We start from the raw sequence: 17,894 nt of genomic DNA, 5'->3' as shown, positions 1-17,894 counted from the left end.
ACCACCAGCACCACACACGGGGGCACGAACTCATGACGCAGGCACGGCGGCGCCACGATCCCGAGATCAAGACGTTCGCGAGCGACAACTACGCGGGCGTCCACCCGGAGGTCCTCCAGGCGATCGCCCTCGCCAACGGCGGCCACCAGATCGCCTACGGCGAGGACGTCTACACCGAGGCGCTCCAGGAGATCTTCCAGCGGCACTTCGGGCCCGACGCCCAGGCATGGCCGGTGTTCAACGGCACCGGAGCCAACGTCGTCGGGCTCCGGGCGATGACCGCGCCCTGGGAGGCCGTCATCTGCGCCGAGAGCGCCCACGTCAACACCGACGAAGGCGGCGCGCCCGAGCAGATGGCCGGGCTCAAGCTGCTGACCGTGCCCACGCCCGACGGCAAGCTCACCCCTGAGCTGGTCGACCGCCAGGCGTGGGGCTTCGGTGACGAGCACCACGCCCAGCCCAAGGTCGTGACGATCAGCGACAGCACCGAGCTCGGCACCGTCTACACCCCCGAGCAGATCTCCGCGATCTCGGCGCACTGCCGCGAACTCGGGTTGCTGCTGCACCTGGACGGATCACGCCTGATCAACGCCGCGGCGGCGCTGGACGTGCCACTGCGCGCGCTCACCACGGACGCCGGCGTGGACGTGCTGTCGTTCGGCGGCACCAAGAGCGGGCTCATGTTCGGCGAGGCCATCGTCGTGCTGAACCCCGACGCCGTTCGCGGGCTCATCTACCTGCGCAAGAGCTCGATGCAGCTCGCCTCCAAGATGCGGTTCGTGTCGGCCCAGTTCGAGGCGCTGCTCGCCGGCGATCTGTGGCTGCGCAACGCGCGCAACGCCAACGCCATGGCCGCGCGCCTGGCCGCGGCCGTAGGCGGCATCCCCGGCGTCACCGTGACCAGGGCGGTCGAGGCCAACGCCGTCTTCGCCGTCCTGCCCCGCGAGGTGGCCGACCGCGTGCGCAAGCGGTTCCGCTTCTACACCTGGAACGAGGCCACCGGCGAGGTTCGCTGGATGACCGCCTTCGACACCACCGAGGCCGACGTCGACGCCTTCGCCGCGGCCATCGCCGAAGAGTTGGCGGCTGTGTCCTAGGCCTCGCTCCGCTCGGGGCGCCTTTGAGGCGGCGCCGTTCGTCGCGCCCCGAGCAGCGTTTGCTTTGCCTCGCTTCGCTCGGCGGGCTCGGGGCGCCCTTGAGGCGGCGCCGTTCGTCGTCGTTCACGAGCGCTCGTCCCTCGCACTCGCTCTCTCCTCCTCACGACACCGCCGCGCCCCGAGCTGCTTGCTTTGCCTCGCTTCGCTCGGGGCGGGTGTGAGGGGGGTCAGGGTTTGGCGTCGCGGGCGGTGAGGAGTTCGGTCATGTAGGCGATCTCGCCGTTCTGGGTGTCGACGATGTTCTGCGCCATCGCGCGAACCTCGTCGCGGTTGGACAGCTTGAGCACCGCCTTGGCCATCTCCACCCCGCCCCGGTGGTGGCGGATCATGAGCTGGAGGAACAGGACCTCCGCGTCCTTGCCCTCGGCGGACTGCAGGCGCTTCATCTCGTCGGCCGTCGCCATGCCCGGCATCGCCGCGGCGCCGCCCGTGCCCGCCGGCGTGGCGGCGGCCGAGCCGCCGTGCTCGCCGTGGCCCGCCATCCACGCCATCACCGGCCGGGAGCCCGCCTGGTCCAGGCCCCACTGCTGCAGCCATCCCATGAAAATTCCACGCTGGGCCGTCTGCGTCGTGATGATGTCGTACGACAGGCCCCGGATGCGGGAATCCGTGCTGTCGTCCCGTACGGCGAAGCTCATCTCGACCGCCTGGGCGTGGTGAACCGCCATGTCACGGGCGAAGCCGGCCTCGGGAGAGGCGTCTCCTGGAGGCGCGGAGCGTCCGAAGACCAGGAACATGACGACGGCCGTCACCACGCACGAGATCAGCGTGATGAGGACCGAACGGAAGCGTGAGTTGACCATGGCCAGCCAAGAATAGTGATCGTCCTGGACGTTGAACGCAAACGTTATTACCTACCCACTATCCTCCACATAAGTATCGGCAGCTTGACCACACACGTCCTGAACAGCCGTTGGAGGAAACACGATGGGCAAGGAGAGGACGCAGGCACGGCGAGAGCATCTCGCCCAGCTGCGCGCCGCGCAGAAGCGCAAGGAACGGCGTGCGGCGATGCTCATGTGGGGTGTCGGGGCCTTCGTCATCGTCCTCGTCGTCGGCCTGGTCGGCTTCTATGTCATCAGGGAGAACGCGGCGAGCTCGCTGGACGGTGTCAAGACCTACGCCTACAAGGCCTCCCAGCACACAGCGATCAAGGTGAACTACAAGGAGAACCCGCCGGTCGGCGGCGAGCACAACCCCCAGTGGCAGCAGTGCGGGCCCTACGACGCGCCGATCAACCCCGAGAACGGCGTGCACTCCATGGAGCACGGCTCGGTCTGGATCACCTACCGCCCCGACCTGCCCAAGGCGGACGTGGAGAAGCTGAAGGCGCTCGTCACCTCCGACTACATCCTGCTCAGCCCTTACCCGGGCCTGTCGGCGCCGGTCGTCGTCAGCTCCTGGAACCACCAGCTTTCGCTCAAGGGCGCCGACGACCCCCGCCTGCCGAGGTATATCACCAAGTACAAGCAGAACCCGAGCAGCACCCCGGAGTACGGCGCCACCTGCACCGGAGAGGGCAGCACCTCCGCGCTCGCCGCGGACAACCCGCTTCCCACGACGCAGCCTTCCCCCGCGCCGAGCAGCTCGGCGGCCCCGACCCCGAGCGGCTCGACCGCCCCGGAGCCGAGCGCCACGCCCAGCTCCTGACCGCCCCGCGCGGTGCGCGCCGCCCCGGCCGGCCCGGGGCGGCGGAACCCCTCGTCCTCCGGCCTGGAGCGGCGGAACGCCTCGTCTCCCGGCCTGCCCGGAGCGGCGCCGCGCCCGCTCCGGGCGAGGTGGTCATTGCAGGACGCCGTCAGGGTCCACCGCCTCCATCGCGTGGGCCTCGCCGACCGGCCGGCTGGTGAGGATGCCCGCATGGGCGTTGAGCCCCAGAGCCAGCGCGGGATCGTCCCGCAGCGCCTCGCGCCAGCCCTTGTCGGCGATCGCCAGGGCGTACGGGAGGGTGACGTTGGTCAGCGCGTACGTCGAGGTGTGCGGCACCGCCCCCGGCATGTTGGCCACGCAGTAGAACACCGAGTCGTGCACCCGGTAGGTCGGATGCGCGTGGGTGGTCGGCCGGGAGTCCTCGAACGCCCCGCCCTGGTCGATCGAGATGTCCACCAGCACCGACCCCTCCTTCATCCGCGCCACCATCTCGTTGGTCACCAGCTTGGGCGCCTTGGCTCCCGGGATCAGTACCGCGCCGATCACCAGATCGGCGCCAAGGACGGCGCGCTCGATCTCGTAGGTGTTGGAGGCGACCGTCTGCAGATGCCCCCGGTAGATGGTGTCGATCTGGCGGAGCCGGTCGATGTTCTTGTCCAGAAGCAGGACCTCGGCCTGCATCCCGAGCGCGATCGTGGCGGCGTTGATGCCGGTCACCCCCGCGCCCAGCACCACCACCTTGGCGGGATAGACCCCCGGGACGCCGCCCATGAGCACGCCCCTCCCGCCGCCCTGCCGCATCAGGTGGTAGGCGCCGACCTGCGGCGCCAGGCGTCCCGCGACCTCCGACATGGGCGCGAGCAGGGGTAGCGCGCCGTTCGCCGTCTGCACGGTCTCGTAGGCGATGCCGGTGACCCCCGCCTCCACCATCGCCAGCGTGAGCTTCCTGGACGCCGCCAGGTGGAGGTAGGTGAACAGGACCTGGCCCTGGCGCATGAGGGGGTATTCCGAGGCGATGGGCTCCTTGACCTTGAGGATCATGTCGCCCTCCTGCCAGATCTCCTCCGCCGAGCCGAGGATCTCCGCGCCCGCCGCCTGGAAGTCCTCGTCGGGGATCGAGGAGCCGGCGCCCGCGCCTCTCTCGACGAACACCTGGTGGCCGTGGCGGGTCAGTTCGTTGGCCCCCGCCGGGGTGAGGGCGACACGGTGCTCATGGTCTTTCACCTCTCGGGGTATTCCGACCTTCATGAGATCCTCCTTCGACCCGGGGCGGCGGATCGCCCTCTCGTCATCCGTTGGTCTTCCGTGACCGGCTTCCTCGTTCCGCGTCCGACTGTCGTGGGGGGCTTCGCCTGATCGCGCCGGCCGCCTCGCCGACCGGCCCCTGTGGCGCCGGTGCGCCGCGACCGGCTCGCGTGTCATCTGATCGGGAAAGCACTGCCCGGGAGCGCCTTCGGCTCACCCGGGCCCGCCTGCCCGCCGCCGGCCGGCCATGATCCCGCCGCCGGGGCCCCGGACGCCCGGATCGGGACCGATCCAGACATCTGGGCGAATTGTCAGGTTATCTTCAGCCTAGGGCCCTCTCCTTGGACGCTCATCCTGCGGTTAGCTCGTACGCGCGAGCCTCGATAGGCTCGGCCGAGCGATGTCGGTCACCGACCATCAAGGGCGGACGCCTCGTCCTTGAGAGCGGGGTGATGTCAAAGGGGTGAGGATGCGCAACCGTCCGGCGGCCGGCGATCATGGTGATCCGGCCGGCGTGCTGCCCGGTCTCGCCGATCCACCTCCGGCCGACCCCGGAGAACCGTTCCTGATCATGGACGACTCCCGGCACGCGATGGACGAACCGGAGCAGCCGCCTCTCACGCGGGCGATCTCGCCGGAGGACGTTCCGCCCGCGGGCGAGGGCGATCCGCCGCCGGGCTCGGGGGGCGCTCCCCCTGGCGCGGAACCGCCGCCCGCCCCCGGCGGTCCGCCGCCGGGCCCCCCGCGGGCCGGGCGCGGCACGACCATCGCGCTGATCGCCGGGCTGTTCGTGGCGGTCGTCGTCACCGGCGTCCTCGGCACGATCGCCGTGCTGATGACCCGCGAGCCCAACCTGCCGCTCGGCGCCGATCCTCCTCGCCGGCTCGCCACCCCGATCCACTTCGCCCCCGTGACGGGGGTGCGCGCCGCTCCGTGCCCGGGCGCCGAGGCCGTGCTCGACGACGCCGGGACGACGTGTTACCAGGTCGCCCGGGGTGTCACCGTCACGTCGGTGGTCAAGGTCGCGACCGTGCCCGACCAGGACGGCACCTACTCCGTGCGCATCGTGACGGCGCCCGACAGCCGCGGCAAGCTGGCCGCGCTCATCGAGGACACGATCAACCAGCAGCTCGCCGTCGTGGTGGACGACAAGGTCGTCACGGCTCCCCGGGTGGCCCAGCCCATGACCGAGGACAGCCTCAGCATCGCGGGCCTGTCCAAGGAGATCGCGGAGGCGCTCGTGTCCCGCCTGCTCGGCACCGGGGGCCCCATTCCGTCCGCGTCCGCCACCGCTCCTGCCGGCGCCTGCCCCTCCACCCCGCCCCCCGGCGCCACGGCCGATCCCGGCACCGGCACCACCGGCAACCCCGGAACGGGCACGACCGGCGATCCCGGGACGGGCACGACGGGCGGCACGGGCACAGGCGGCGCCACGGTGAACCCCGGCACCGGCGGGACGATCGGCGGCCCGAACACCGGAGCGCCCGGCGGCTCGGCCGACTGCCCGCCCACCGCGGGAGCTCCGGCGGGTGTGCCCAGCGCCCCCGCCTCGCAGCCGGGCTCCATGCCCCTCGTCCCGCCGGCCACGACGCCCACCCAGGCCGCCGCGACGCCCACTCAGGCTGCCGCGACGCACACCCCCGGAGCCGCGCCCCGCACCTCATCGGCAGGTCAGGGCGCCGGCGTTCCCAGCGCCTCCGCGACCGGCGTGTCCGCACGCGACCCCCGGCGCACTCCCGACCCGCGCTTCTCGAGCTGCAAGCAGGCCCACGCCGCCAACTACGGGCCGTACACCAAGGGGGTCCACCCCGAGTACGACTGGTACGTCGACGGCGACCACGACGGCGTGGCCTGCGAACGCGGCGACATCACCTGACCCGCCTCGCGAGAGGCCTCTGACCGCCGGCCGGCGGCGCGGCCCCTCCCGTCCCCGCCTCGGCGGAACGGGACGGTCAGGGGGTGGATGGGGCGAGTGCTATGTCCTGGGGTCTGATGGGGACGCGGGGGAGGGTGAGGCCGGTGGCGGCGCGGACGGCGGCGGCGATGGCCGGGGTCGACGACAGGGTGGGCGGCTCGCCGGCGCCGCGCAGGCCGTACGGCGCCGCCGGATCGGCGTTCTCCATGATCGACAGCTTCATGGGCGGCATGTCGAGGATCGTGGGGATCAGGTAGTCGGTGAACGACGGGTTGAGCACGCGGCCGTCGCGGACCTGGATCTCCTCCATGAGGGCCAGCCCCAGCCCCTGCGCGGAGCCCCCGTGGATCTGCCCTTCGAGCGCGGGCGGATTCAGGATCTTCCCGACGTCCTGCACGGCGGCCAGCTCGACGACCTTGACCAGGCCGAGGTCCACGTCCACGTCCACGACGGCTCGGTGCACGCACAGCGCGAGCTGGGTGTGGGAGTCGCCCTGCCCGGTGACCGGGTCCATCGGATAGGTCGGCAGGTGGCGGTACTCCCGGGTCTCCTCGACCGGCCCGTGCTCGCGCAGCAGCTCCGCAAGCGCGAGATCGGGGCGCTCCGCGCGCAGCGCGGCGAGGCGCTCGCGCACGGCCTCGCACGCGGTCTTGACCGCGCCGCCGGTCACGTACGACTGCCGGGACGCCGAGCTGGAGCCGGCCGATCCGACCGAGGTGTCGGCCGGGGCGACGGTCACCCGCCGGATGCCGAACTCCGCCAGCTCGGTGCGGGCGATCTGCGCCTGCAGGGTGACCAGGCCCTGCCCGACCTCGGCGGCGGCGGTGCGGACGAGGACGTGCGGCTCGTCGCCGAGCAGCTCGACCCTGACGCGGGCCGTCGAGTAGTCGTCGAACCCCTCGGAGAAGCAGATGTTCTTGATGCCGACGCCGTATCCGACTCCGCGGCGCACACCCTCGCCGTGCGTCGTCTGGGCGACCCCGCCCGGCAGCGACCGCAGGTCGTATGAGCCCGGCGCGCCCGGCAGCGGCATGGCGGCCAGCTCGCGCAGCATGTCGGCGAGCGGAGCCGGGGAGTCGATCACCTGGCCGGTCGCCAGCCGCGACCCCTGCGAGACGGCGTTGCGCAGGCGGATCTCCACCGGGCCGAGCCCGCACGCCTCGGCGAGCCGGTCCATCTGCGACTCGTAGGCGTAACACGCCTGGACCGCGCCGAAGCCGCGCATCGCCCCGCAGGGCGGGTTGTTGGTGTACGCGCCGTAGGCGTCGATCGCGATGTTGGGCACCTCGTACGGCCCGACGCCGAGCGAGGCCGCGTTGCCGACGACGGCGAGGGAGGACGAGCAGTACGCCCCGCCGTCCAGCACGATCTCGGCCTTGACGTAGACGAGCTTGCCTTCGCGGGTGGCGCCGTGCTCGTACCGCATGCGCGCGGGATGCCGGTGGACGTGGCCGAAGAACGACTCCTCACGGCCATAGACGATCTTCACAGGCCTGCCGGTGCGCAGGGCGAGCATGCTCGCGTGGATCTGCATGGACAGGTCCTCGCGGGCGCCGAACGCGCCGCCGACCCCCGCCAGCGTCAGCCGCACCTTGTCCTTGGGGAGGGCGAGGCAGGGGGCGATCTGGCCCTGGTCGGCGTGCAGCCACTGCGTGGCGACGAACAGGTCGACGCCGCCGTCCTCGGCGGGGACGGCCATGCCCGACTCTGGACCGAGGAACGCCTGGTCCTGCATCCCGACCTCGTACTCGCCGGTGACCACGACGTCCGCCGACGGCGGGATGCTCCCCACCCGCACCGGCTGGTGGCGGACCACGTTGCCGCCGGGCAGGACATGCGGGCAGGCGGGGTCGAACAGCGCGCGGCGCGCGTCGGTGACGGCCTCGCGCGGCTCGTACGCGACGACGATGGCCGCCGCCGCCCGCCGCGCGGTCTCCGGGTGGTCGGCGGCCACGATGGCGACCGGTTCGCCCTGGTAGCGCACCTGGTCGATGGCCAGCACCGGCTGATCCTTGTGCTCCAGGCCGTAGAACCGCTCGCCGGGGACGTCCTCGTGGGTGAGCACGGCGTGCACGCCCGGCATCGCGAGGGCGGGGCCGACGTCGACGGAGCGGATCCACGCGGAGGGGTGCGGGCTGCGCAGGGTGGCGCCCCACAGCATGTCCGCCAGATACAGGTCGGAGGAGTAGGCGAACTCCCCGGTCACCTTCAGCATGCCGTCCGGCCGGGTGGCGCCGGTGCCGACGCCTTCCTCGACGTTGCTTCCGCGAGCGGTCTGGGTCACACCGGCAGTACATCAGCCCAGTTCAGAGGTTCCAATGGGCGCGGCCGTGAAACGCCGGGGCCCGGCCGGGCGATGAGTTGGAGGTTCATCCAAATCGAGTGGTTAGCCTTGATAAGTGCGTATACGTGATCTTATTGCGGTGGACGGCCTGCGCCTCACCCTCCTGTCGCACCAGAGCCATCTGGACCGGCGGTTCACCGGCGCGCACATCACCGACCTGCCAGAACCCGGACGCTACCTGTCCGGGGGAGAGCTCGTGCTCACCGGGTTGACCTGGCGCCACGGCCCGGGGGACTCCGCGCGGTTCGTCGAAGCCCTGGCCAAAGCCGGGGTGGCCGCCCTGGCCGCGGGGCGGGCGCTGCTCGGCCACGTGCCCGGCGACCTGGTCGAGGCGTGCCGCGAACACGACCTTCCCCTGCTGGACGTGCCCGAGGAGGTGTCCTTCCGCGCGCTGACCGAGGTCGTCGAGGTGCGTCTGGGCATCGGCGGGGCCGCCGACCTGCGGGGGGCGCTCGGCCGACACCGCCGCATCGTCGCGGCCGTCGCCGAGGGCACCGGGCTGGACGAGCTGTTCGCGGTGATCGTCCAGGAGCTCGGGATCACCGGCGCGGTGGTCTCGGCGAGCGGCGCGGTCGTCGCGGGACGGCTGGAGGGCGACCTTCCCGGCCTGCTCGCCCGCGAGTACCTGTCGGCGCCGCGCCTGCCCCATCTGGTGCGCACTCCGCGGGGGCCGTTCACGCTGTTCGCCGTCGACCGGTCGCACCGGGCGGCCGGCTGGGCGCTGGTCCTCGGGTCCGACCTGCTCGACCGCGCCGACACCGGGTTCGAGCTCGCGGCCTGCGTCGCCCTGCAGCGCGGCCGCACCGAGGAGGGCCGCAGGGTGGAGCGGCGGCTGGCCGAGGAGCTGATCGGGCTGGCCATCGCCGGATCGGGGAGCGAGCCGGAGCTGGCGGCCGGCCTGCGCACGTGCGGCATCGATCCGGAGGAGCCGTACGCGGTGGTGACGGCGGCCGTCCTCCGGCCCGGGGCCACAGACGGGCCCGACCCCGCCACACTGGGCGGCCAGGTGCTGGAGGAGCTGCTCGACCGGCGGGTCGTCGCGGCCCGGGGGGCGGACGGGGCCATCGCCCTCGTGCCGCTGCGGATCATGGCGGCCGGCGGGCGGTCCGCGACGGCCGATCTGGACGCGGAAGCGGCCCTGGACCGGGGCTCGGAGGTGCTGTCCGACCCCGAACATGAGCCAGGAGTCAGGTCCGCTGCCAAATCGATGCACATTCATCCGCAAGTGCGGGCGCAAGTGCATGGGCAAATGCACTTACATGTGCAAACATTGGTACACGCGTTGAGGGAACGCGTGACGGCCCTCTCGGACGGGATGCCGAGAGCGCAGGTGACCATCGGCGTCAGCGCCTGGCTCACCGGGGCCATGGGCATCCGGGGTGGTGCCGAGGAGGCCGGTCACGCACGGCGCCTTGCCGAGGCGCGAGGTGGAGGGGTGGTGACCAGTGACGAGATCTACACGCACGCCTTGTTGCTCGCCACGGTGCCGGCCGAGGTGCGCAGGTCCTTCTCCGACCGCCTCCTCGTGCCGCTGTTCGCTTACGATCGGCGGCACCGGTCGGAGCTGGTCCGTACGCTCGACGTCTTCCTTGAATGCGCGGGGTCATGGAACATGTGCGCAGAGCGGCTGCACGTGCACGTGAACACGGTGCGCTACCGCATCCGGCGGGTCGAGCAGCTCACCGGGCGAGATCTCGGGTCCATGCCAGACAGGGTGGATTTCTTTCTGGCACTACGTGCGAGCTGAGGGGCGGTTCGGAAGATCAAATGGAATTCAGCAGCAGAGAATGCCTGCCGGCGCACTGTCCGAAGCCGAGGTTCCGGTGATTGCCGTACCATTGCCCGACACACTAAAGATGGCCGAGAAGGCCGCGGTCAGAGCGATAAGCGCAAGGCGGCGGCGTCGCATGGTTGACTCCTGTCGGTGGCGGATTGTCGGGGCTTACATCTTGAAGGGATGCCGGTGAGCGGTCAAGATCTTATTGGACAGCGAATCAGAACGACCCGCCGCCAGCGGGGTCTTTCCCAGGCGCAATTGGCACATCCCGAACTCTCGGACAGTTATGTGTCACTGATCGAGAGTGGAAAGCGTACGCCCACGGCGGCCGTTCTGGAACTGCTCGCGGCCAAGCTCGAGTGCTCCCTAACGTACCTGATCAATGGCGTCACGGCCGAACAGATGCAAGATCTTGAGCTGCGTCTGGGCTATGCGAGCATGGCGCTCAACAACGGCGAGGTCGCCGAGGCACGGCGCCGTTACGCAGAGTTGCTGGAGGACGGCAGCCTCGTCGGGCTGCGCTCGCTGATGCAGCAGGCCGAGTTCGGCTACGCCCTCGCCAGCGAGGCGTGCGGCGACCTCCGTGACGCCATCGACGTGCTTCTCCGCCTGCGCGAGTCCGCCGGCGACAGCCTGCCCGCCGATCAGTCCATCGCCCTGGCGCTCGCCCTGTCGCGCTGCTACCGCGAGCACGGCGACCTCGGCGAGGCGGTGCAGGTCGCCGAGGAGATCCTGCTCGGCCCCACTCGGCCGATCTGGACCGACGAACTGGTGGAGCTCGGCGCCACCCTCCTCGCCGCCTACATCATCCGGTGGGACCTGCTCCGGGCCCAGCAGTTCGCCGCGGAACTGCTCTCCGCCGCCGAGGTGCTCGGCACCCCCAGGGCGACCGTCGCCGCCTGCTGGAACGCCGCCGAGGTCGCCGAACTGGTCGGCCGCGGCGACGAGGCGCTCTTCCTGGTCGAGCGCGCCCTGGCCGTGCAGTCGGAGACCGGAGACCAGCGCAACCTGGTGCGGCTGCGCGGGGAGTACGCCATCCTGATGCTGCGGGCGCGTCCGGAGGCGGCCGTCACCAGCCGCGACCTGCTGCTGCGCGCCGAGCGTGAGATGGCCGAGTCCTCCGCGGGCGCGGTCACCATGGCCTGGGCGTACATCTACCTGGCCAAGGCCGAGATGCTGCTCGGCAATGCCCAGAAGGCCGTCGCGTACGGCCGCCAGGCCAAGGACCTTCTGGTCGGCGACCGCGCCCCCGCGCTCCTCACCGACGCGCGTCTGGTGCTGGCCAGCGCCCTGCTGCAGGTTCACGAGACGACCGAGGCCGTCGCCGAGTTGGAGGCGGTGGAACAGTCGCTCGAGCATGCCCCCGCCTCGCCGAGCGCCGCCGAGGGCTGGCTGGCCGCGGCCACGATGCTGGAGCAGCTCGACGACGGCGGTGAGGCCAGCGTGGCCGCCTACCAGCGTGCTCTCACCAGCGTCGGCCTCTGACAGGTCGCCCGCCTCCGCTCCGCCCGGCGACGACGCCTGACCCGCCACCCGTCCCCGGCACCCGTCTCAGCGCCCCCGGACCGCCCCGGTCCGGGGGCGCCGGCATGTCCCGCCGGCGACGATCCGCCGGTACGCGGAACCAGTGCGCACGGCGGGCGGGGCGCGCACCGTGCCACGGTTTTCCATAGGCGGCGACGCGCGGTGAGGACTGGGCTCTCACATGAGTAGCCTTAGGGTGCTATGAGGACTTCCCCGCTCGCCGCCGCGATGGCATTCCTGGTCGCCGTCGTCTTGGGCACGGCCTTCGCCGCCCCCGCGCTGGCCCACACGGCGCTCAAGAGCAGCAACCCCGCAAAGGGAGCTACGGTCAAGGGCCTCGATTCGGTGAAGCTGACCTTCACCGAGACCGTGCGATTCCCGGTGGTGCTCGTCCGCGACGCCGCCGGGCAGAAGCACCAGGACGGCAAGCCCAAGCTGGACGGCCCGACGGTCACCCAGAAGATCTCCGGCCCGCTGCCCTCCGGGAAGTACACCATCGCCTGGCGCGTGGTCTCCGACGACGGCCATCCGATCGAAGGCGAGATCCCCTTCACGGTGAAGGCCCCCGAGGCGAGCGCGTCCCCGGGCGCGTCCTCACCGGCGGACGCTCCGTCCTCCTCCTCGCAGCCGCCCGCGACCTCGGCCGCGCCGGGCGGGGGAGCCGCCGAGAGCGCGCAGCCCGGCACTTCCGCAAGCCCGGTGTCGCAGGAGGACGGCCAGGGCGGCGGCATGCCCGCCTGGGTGTGGATCGTCATCTTCGGCCTGGCCGGCGTCGGCATCGGCATGGCCCTCACCCTCCGGAAGAAGTCGTGAGCAAGACCCTTCGCTTCGCGGTCGCGGGGGCGTGCGCGGCGCTCGGCGCGCTGGTCGTCGCCATGGTCGTGGGCGGCGCGGCCACGCCGCGCGTGATCCCCGGCCTGCCCGACGAGGGCACGCTGACCCGCTGGGCGCTGCCGGCGTCCAAGCTCACCATGGACGCGGCGGGCCTGCTGAGCGTCGGGCTGCTGCTGTTGGCCGCGGCCCTGCTCCCGAGCGACAAGGGCCTGCTCGGCAAGCCCGCCCTGACGTATGTCAGGGCCGCCTCGTGGACGGGCCTTCTGTGGGCCGCGGCCGCGGCGTCCACCCTGGTCTTCAGCCTCTCCGAGACCTTGGGCAGCCCCGTCGGCGACGTCCTCGGCGGCGACGAGCTGACCAGCTACGCCAGCCAGGTCCCGCAGGGCATCGCCCTGACCCTCGTCGTGCTGTTCGGCACGGCCATCGCCCTGTTCTCACGGGGTGCGATCACCGCCGGCGCGGCCGGCGGCCTGCTCGTCCTCGCCCTGGCGACGCTGATGCCGCCGGCGCTCACCGGCCACTCCGCCTCCGCGCCCAACCACAGCCTCGCCACGACCAGCGTCGCCCTGCACCTGCTGGTGCTCGCCCCGTGGGTGGGCGGGCTCCTGCTGCTGTGCGTGCACGCCCTGCGGCACGCCCCCCATCTCGACCTGGCCGCGCGGCGCTTCTCCCGCATGGCGCTGTGGTGCTTCATCGGCGTGGGCCTGTCCGGCCTGTTCAGCATGCTGAGCAGGCTGACGTCGATCGGCGACCTGTTCACCACCTCCTACGGCCTGATCGTCCTGGCCAAGACCGCCGCCTTCGCCGCGCTCGGGGTGATCGGCCGCGGGCACCGCGGCCGCACGCTGTCCGACCTCACCGCCGGGCGGCCGGGCGCCTTCACCCGGCTCGCCACCGCCGAGGGCATGATCATGCTGGTGGCGGTCGGCCTCGCGGTCGCGCTCTCGCGCACCGCCCCGCCGCCGCTCGACCTGCCCGTCGACCGTGCCTTCGAGCTGCTGGGCTACCTCGTCCCGCCGCCGATCTCCGTGGCCAACCTCGCCACGCTGTGGTGGTTCGACCTGTTCTTCGCGATGGTCGCCGCGCTGCTGGCCGGTCTCTACGGCGCGGGCGTCGTCCGGCTGGCCCGGCGCGGAGACCACTGGCCCGTCGGCCGCACGATCAGCTGGGGCGCCGGCGTGCTGCTGCTCGTCCTCGCGACCCAGAGCGGCATCGCGCGCTACGCCCCCGTGCTGTTCAGCGTGCACATGACCGAGCACATGATCCTTTCGATGCTCGTGCCCATCTTCCTGGTGCTCGGCGCCCCCGTCACCATGGCCCTGCGGGCCCTGAAGCCCGCCGCGCGGCGCGGCGACCGGGGCCCGCGCGAGTGGATTACCGTCATCCTGCACAGCAGGTTCGTCAAGGTGGTCACCCACCCGGCCATCGCCACGGCCCTGTTCATCGTGTCCACCTATGCCCTCTACTTCACGCCGCTGTTCGCCGCGGCCATGGAGGAGCACCTCGGGCACATCGCGATGACCGTCCACTTCCTGATCACCGGTTCCCTGTTCTTCTGGGTGATCATCGGGGTCGATCCGGCGCCGACCAAGCTGCCCTACGTCGGGCGGCTTCTGCTGCTCTTCGTCACCATGCCGTTCCACGCCTTCTTCGGCATCGCGCTCATGAACATGGGCACCCCGCTCGCCGGCGAGTGGTACGACCAGCTCGGCCGCACCTGGGGGGACTCCGGTCTCGCCGACCAGAGCACGGGCGGGGCCATCGCCTGGGCCTTCGGTGAGATTCCCACCCTGATCGTGCTCATCGCCCTCGCCTTCCAGTGGTACCGCGACGACCAGCGCACGGCCAGGCGGGCCGACCGCCGTGCCGACGCGCGTGCCGCCAAGGTGGGCGGCACCGGCGACGCCGAGCTGGACGCCTACAACGACTATCTCGCCCGGCTGGACCAGACCGGCCGCGAATGACCGTTCGCGGCAACTCGGCGACAGGTAGTGAGAAAGAAAAGGTCAGCCGCCTCCGCCGACGCGCCGTGACCTACCTGCGGGTAGCGTGGCATCAAGGAGTTCGGGCATAGACATCTTGGGCGGGCTCGCGGCAGACCTGCCTCCCAGGGTGGTCTCGCCTCCACTCCGAGGCGATTTTCTCAACCGCTCTTCAAGCACGCGCCGGTAGCGTCTCGTCGTCCCGTCGGCGGTGACGCGGTGGGGCCGGGATCACGCAGCCCTGAGCGGTGCGCGGCCCAGAAGGGTTGGGGGAGTTGTACGAAGAGTTGCGCATGCGCGGAAAGCGAAGTCTGGCGCGGGCGATCGAGGACTATCTGACGGAATGGTCGGAGCGCACAGGGATCACCGTCGAGGTATGGGCCATGCCCAAAGACGGGGTGAACGGGCCGGTGGCCGACGCCGTCTACGCCGTCGTGCTGGAGGCGCTGGCCAACGTCGAGCTGCACAGCGGAGCCCACACGCTGTCCATCGCGCTCACCACAGGGTCCGGCGGCCTGCGGCTGACCATCAGCGACAACGGCATCGGCTTCCCGCCAGGGAGCACCGGCCGCGGCACGGACACGATGAAGCGGCGGTTCAGTGAGGTCGGCGGCACTCTTACGATCAACAGCGTCGTCGGCGAGGGCACGACCGTGAGCGGCCACATCTGAGGGCCGCCGGAGACCGGGGCGGGGGCCGCGGCCAAGGACGTCCGCCGCGATCGGCGCTCAGGGGGCCGTGATGGGGAAGGCACCCGAGGCGCCGGTGGAATGCGAGATGTTGAGCTGGAGCTCCACGGCGTCCACCGGATCCGCCTTCGCCGTGAAGACGACGCCGGCCAGCGCGCCGATGAGCGCGATGAGGCTCAGGACCGGGGTGTGACCAGGTGTCCTCCGTGCGTCCGCCATCCACTTCTCCTTCCGTGCCGGGTGCGTTCCGCGGCACGGCGCCGGCTATGAGCCGGTGCCGCCGCCGCCCGGAGATACGTGGCACGGCGCCCGATCGTTCGACCCGTGTCGCACCGGCCGCGTCGGGCGGTGAGCGGCGCCGGTTCGGCGTGGTGCCCGGTGAAGCGCTTTCCGGTCGGCGGCGGGAAGGCGGCCGCGGTCAGAGGTCGCGGCGCATGCACACCCGGGGCCAGCGGTCCAGGCCGTGCGCGCGTTCGCGCCGGCGCAGGTCACGCAGCCCCGGGGTCAGCTCGGCGTCGTCCAGGCACCAGAACCCGCACCGCTCGTAGTAGGGGGCGTTCCATGGCACGCGGGTGAAGGTGATCAGAGTGAGGGCGGGGAGGCCTTCCGCCTTGGCGTACGCGGCGGCGTGGTCGATGAGCGAGCGTCCCATGCCGCGGCGGGCCGAGGCGGGATGCACCGAGACCTGGTCCAGGTGGAGGTTGTCGTCGATCACGTCGGCGAGGAGGTAGGCGACCGGCCGATCGCCGGCGTCGGCCTTGACCCATGCGCGCCCGGCGCGCTGGTAGCCGGCCAGGACGTCGACGGAGAGGGGTTCGTCCTCGGCGACCGGTGACATGCCCAGGTCGTGGAAGGATCGCCCGGCGGCGCGCTCGATCTCCTGCAGGAGGGGAAGCTCGTCAAGGGCGGCCATACGGATGCTCATCGGCTCATTCTCGCCGCCGTGGCCGCTGGTGAACAGTGTTTATGTGCCGCCCCCGCGCTCCGCGGACGCCGCCCGCGAGAGCGGTTCGCGTCTGCGGTCAGACGGTGATGGGGCCGGTCTTGAGGATGTGCACGAACGCGGACCACTCGCCGCAGGCGATGACGAGGGGAAGACCGTCGGGGTTCTTGGAGTCGCGGACCGCGATCGCGTGTTCGGCCGTCAGGTTGCTCGCCACTTCGACGCAATGGCCGCCGTTGTCACCAGACCACGAGGATTTGCGCCATAAGGCCTGACTCAGGTCCATTTGTCTACCGCTTCCTTGATGACTTTGAGCGAGAGGGACTGGGGGTACGCCTCCGCCCTGATGGCGTCGTAGCGAGCGGTGAGTGATGCGATCGCTTTTCGATCGCCCATCGTGCGTCCGTCCGGTACGGAATCCACATATACCGTATATGGAGTGCCGTGCTGTTCGGCTATAACAAATCCGGCAAGCAAACCGGGGATGGCCTCGGCGTCGAACGGAACGATCTGGATCGTCACCCGCGGATGCTCGGCCATTTCGACAAGGTGCAGCATCTGATCACGCATCACTTCCTTGCCGCCGATCGGCCGCCGGAGAACTCCCTCGTCCATCAGGCTGAGGATCAACGGCGGATTCTCCTTTGACAGGATGTTCTTGCGCTGCATCCTGCCGATCACCCGCTCCTCGACCTTTTCCGGCGTGCTGTCCGGCGCGCGGCCGAAGATGCGACGCGCATATGGCTCGGTCTGGAAGATCCCCGGAACGAGCAGCGGGTCCCAGGTTTGTATTGCCGTCGCCCGGCGCTCCTCGAAGGTGAAACTGCGGAAATGGTCGGCGACCGGCGGCGGTGGCGGCCAGCCTTCCAGATGGAGGGCCTGGAACACGCCTTCCAGGCCGAAGGCCTGATCACAGCGCTTGGCGAAGTCTTCGCCGGGGGTGCGCTTGAGGTTCTCCACCGCTCCGACGAGGCTGCCGGAGAAGCCCACCCGCCGGCCGAGCTGCCCCTGGGTGAGGCCGGCCAGTATGCGGTGGCGCTGGAGTTCGTAGGCGAAACGGGCGCGTGCGGATTCCTCGGGGTTGATTTTTGTCATATGTGGCATTTGAAGCATCCTCTCCATTTTGGGGGTGGTGACATGGGGCGACCACCGTTCCACGGACATCGTGGCGTCGGTGTGTAGTTAATCGGATACTCAAGGTAATGGATGGTGAGTGCCGCGGGAAGGCGGAATCCCTATAGCGCGCTCCGTCGCCTGGCGATGCGCGGGGAAACTCGTGCGGCGCCTAAGCGGACCGGCGGTCATAACCGCTCGGCATGGACGGGCCTTTCCGGGGAGCCCGCACGGCGAACTCATGCCGTTGTGATCCCCGGGCACGGCCGGCGTGGCGGAGGCCCGCGGATTCCATGGTCGTCCGGGCCGATTTCACTTATGGATCAGGCGTCATGCCGCGCCGGTTTCCACAGATTTGGCACAGATAATGTGCTGTGGTGTAGAACCTTGGGGCGCCCTCTGCGGTCCGCCATTCGCGGCAATATGGGTGCGAACGCCGGGCGGGCGCGCGCGGACGGCGCGCGCCTGAACGTGATTCGGTGCGTCCGCGCGGAGTCCGGGACATGCGAGCGGGGCCGGTTCGGTCCGCGACCCGGCCGCGTCCGCGCGGGGCTCGGCGGGCGGCGTGTCGCGTGGGCGGGCGCGCCCCGGCCGCGGTCATGGCCGTGACGCGTTCTCCACGGCGCGTCGCCGTTCTTGACTCCGGATCCCGGAATTGCAGTCAGGGGCGTGCGCCGCCGCTGTTTCGGGCGCCTCGCCACTTCCCGGGGCCCTCTTATAA

Annotated in this window: 15 protein-coding genes; 8 read left to right on the top strand and 7 right to left on the bottom strand. The window is 71.0% G+C overall.

The features are described from left to right. The first annotated feature begins 32 nt into the window (after nucleotides 1–32). The gene (locus ACFO60_RS16350) at nucleotides 33–1,097 is read left to right on the top strand and encodes a threonine aldolase family protein (protein WP_380841135.1); all 1,065 of its coding nucleotides are present in this window, start codon (nucleotides 33–35) and stop codon (nucleotides 1,095–1,097) included. A 227-nt stretch (nucleotides 1,098–1,324) separates the two neighbouring features. Here ACFO60_RS16350 and ACFO60_RS16345 read toward each other — a convergent pair whose 3' ends face one another. After that, entirely contained in the window at nucleotides 1,325–1,960 is a 636-nt protein-coding gene (locus ACFO60_RS16345) for a DUF305 domain-containing protein (protein ID WP_380841134.1), read from the bottom strand. Nucleotides 1,961–2,084: 124 nt separating this feature from the next. Here ACFO60_RS16345 and ACFO60_RS16340 point away from each other — a divergent pair, with 124 nt between their 5' ends. Beyond that, nucleotides 2,085–2,807: a DUF3105 domain-containing protein gene (locus ACFO60_RS16340; RefSeq protein ID WP_380841133.1), complete on the top strand. Its 723-nt coding sequence runs from the start codon at nucleotides 2,085–2,087 to the stop codon at nucleotides 2,805–2,807. Nucleotides 2,808–2,939: 132 nt separating this feature from the next. Here the strand turns inward: ACFO60_RS16340 and ald are convergent, their stop codons facing one another. Beyond that, on the bottom strand, nucleotides 2,940–4,055 hold the full coding sequence (ald, locus tag ACFO60_RS16335) for an alanine dehydrogenase (protein ID WP_380841132.1): 1,116 nt from the start codon (nucleotides 4,053–4,055) through the stop codon (nucleotides 2,940–2,942). A gap of 466 nt (nucleotides 4,056–4,521) precedes the next feature. Between ald and ACFO60_RS16330 the strand changes: the two genes are divergently transcribed. After that, nucleotides 4,522–5,928 carry an excalibur calcium-binding domain-containing protein gene (locus ACFO60_RS16330; protein ID WP_380841131.1) on the top strand — a complete coding sequence of 469 codons (1,407 nt, stop codon included), beginning with the start codon at nucleotides 4,522–4,524 and terminating at the stop codon, nucleotides 5,926–5,928. Nucleotides 5,929–6,004: 76 nt separating this feature from the next. On the opposite strand, the gene ACFO60_RS16325 is transcribed toward ACFO60_RS16330, so the two are convergent. Then, nucleotides 6,005–8,182 (bottom strand): molybdopterin cofactor-binding domain-containing protein, encoded by a 2,178-nt coding sequence (locus ACFO60_RS16325; protein WP_380841201.1) that lies wholly within the window; start codon nucleotides 8,180–8,182, stop codon nucleotides 6,005–6,007. Nucleotides 8,183–8,366: 184 nt separating this feature from the next. Here ACFO60_RS16325 and ACFO60_RS16320 point away from each other — a divergent pair, with 184 nt between their 5' ends. From ACFO60_RS16320 to ACFO60_RS16300, 5 genes are all read left to right on the top strand, one after another. Continuing rightward, nucleotides 8,367–10,058: a PucR family transcriptional regulator gene (locus ACFO60_RS16320; protein ID WP_380841130.1), complete on the top strand. Its 1,692-nt coding sequence runs from the start codon at nucleotides 8,367–8,369 to the stop codon at nucleotides 10,056–10,058. A 210-nt stretch (nucleotides 10,059–10,268) separates the two neighbouring features. Beyond that, a complete protein-coding gene (locus ACFO60_RS16315; RefSeq protein WP_380841129.1) occupies nucleotides 10,269–11,573 on the top strand; it encodes a helix-turn-helix domain-containing protein in 1,305 nt (434 codons plus the stop codon). A 240-nt stretch (nucleotides 11,574–11,813) separates the two neighbouring features. After that, nucleotides 11,814–12,425, top strand: coding sequence for a copper resistance CopC family protein (locus tag ACFO60_RS16310; protein WP_380841128.1), 612 nt, complete (start codon nucleotides 11,814–11,816; stop codon nucleotides 12,423–12,425). Then, the gene (locus tag ACFO60_RS16305) at nucleotides 12,422–14,410 is read left to right on the top strand and encodes a bifunctional copper resistance protein CopD/cytochrome c oxidase assembly protein (RefSeq protein ID WP_380841127.1); all 1,989 of its coding nucleotides are present in this window, start codon (nucleotides 12,422–12,424) and stop codon (nucleotides 14,408–14,410) included. The genes ACFO60_RS16310 and ACFO60_RS16305 overlap by 4 nt, the downstream gene beginning before the upstream one ends. Nucleotides 14,411–14,721: 311 nt before the next feature. Beyond that, a complete protein-coding gene (locus ACFO60_RS16300; RefSeq protein ID WP_380841126.1) occupies nucleotides 14,722–15,099 on the top strand; it encodes a sensor histidine kinase in 378 nt (125 codons plus the stop codon). A gap of 57 nt (nucleotides 15,100–15,156) precedes the next feature. On the opposite strand, the gene ACFO60_RS16295 is transcribed toward ACFO60_RS16300, so the two are convergent. From ACFO60_RS16295 to ACFO60_RS16280, 4 genes are all read right to left on the bottom strand, one after another. Beyond that, nucleotides 15,157–15,336, bottom strand: coding sequence for a hypothetical protein (locus ACFO60_RS16295; protein ID WP_380841125.1), 180 nt, complete (start codon nucleotides 15,334–15,336; stop codon nucleotides 15,157–15,159). Nucleotides 15,337–15,535: 199 nt separating this feature from the next. Then, on the bottom strand, nucleotides 15,536–16,042 hold the full coding sequence (locus tag ACFO60_RS16290) for a GNAT family N-acetyltransferase (protein ID WP_380841124.1): 507 nt from the start codon (nucleotides 16,040–16,042) through the stop codon (nucleotides 15,536–15,538). A gap of 97 nt (nucleotides 16,043–16,139) precedes the next feature. Next, a complete protein-coding gene (locus ACFO60_RS16285) occupies nucleotides 16,140–16,346 on the bottom strand; it encodes a DUF397 domain-containing protein (protein ID WP_380841122.1) in 207 nt (68 codons plus the stop codon). Then, complete coding sequence (locus ACFO60_RS16280) at nucleotides 16,337–17,155, bottom strand: helix-turn-helix domain-containing protein (protein WP_380841121.1); 819 nt, start codon at nucleotides 17,153–17,155, stop codon at nucleotides 16,337–16,339. Before ACFO60_RS16280 ends, ACFO60_RS16285 begins: the two co-directional genes overlap by 10 nt. Nucleotides 17,156–17,894 lie beyond the last annotated feature (739 nt).

Source organism: Sphaerisporangium dianthi, assembly GCF_042654065.1.
Classification (GTDB): Bacteria; Actinomycetota; Actinomycetes; order Streptosporangiales; family Streptosporangiaceae; genus Sphaerisporangium; species Sphaerisporangium dianthi.
The sequence above is the reverse complement of the archived record's forward strand: the minus strand, read 5'-3'. Positions and strand labels throughout refer to the sequence as shown.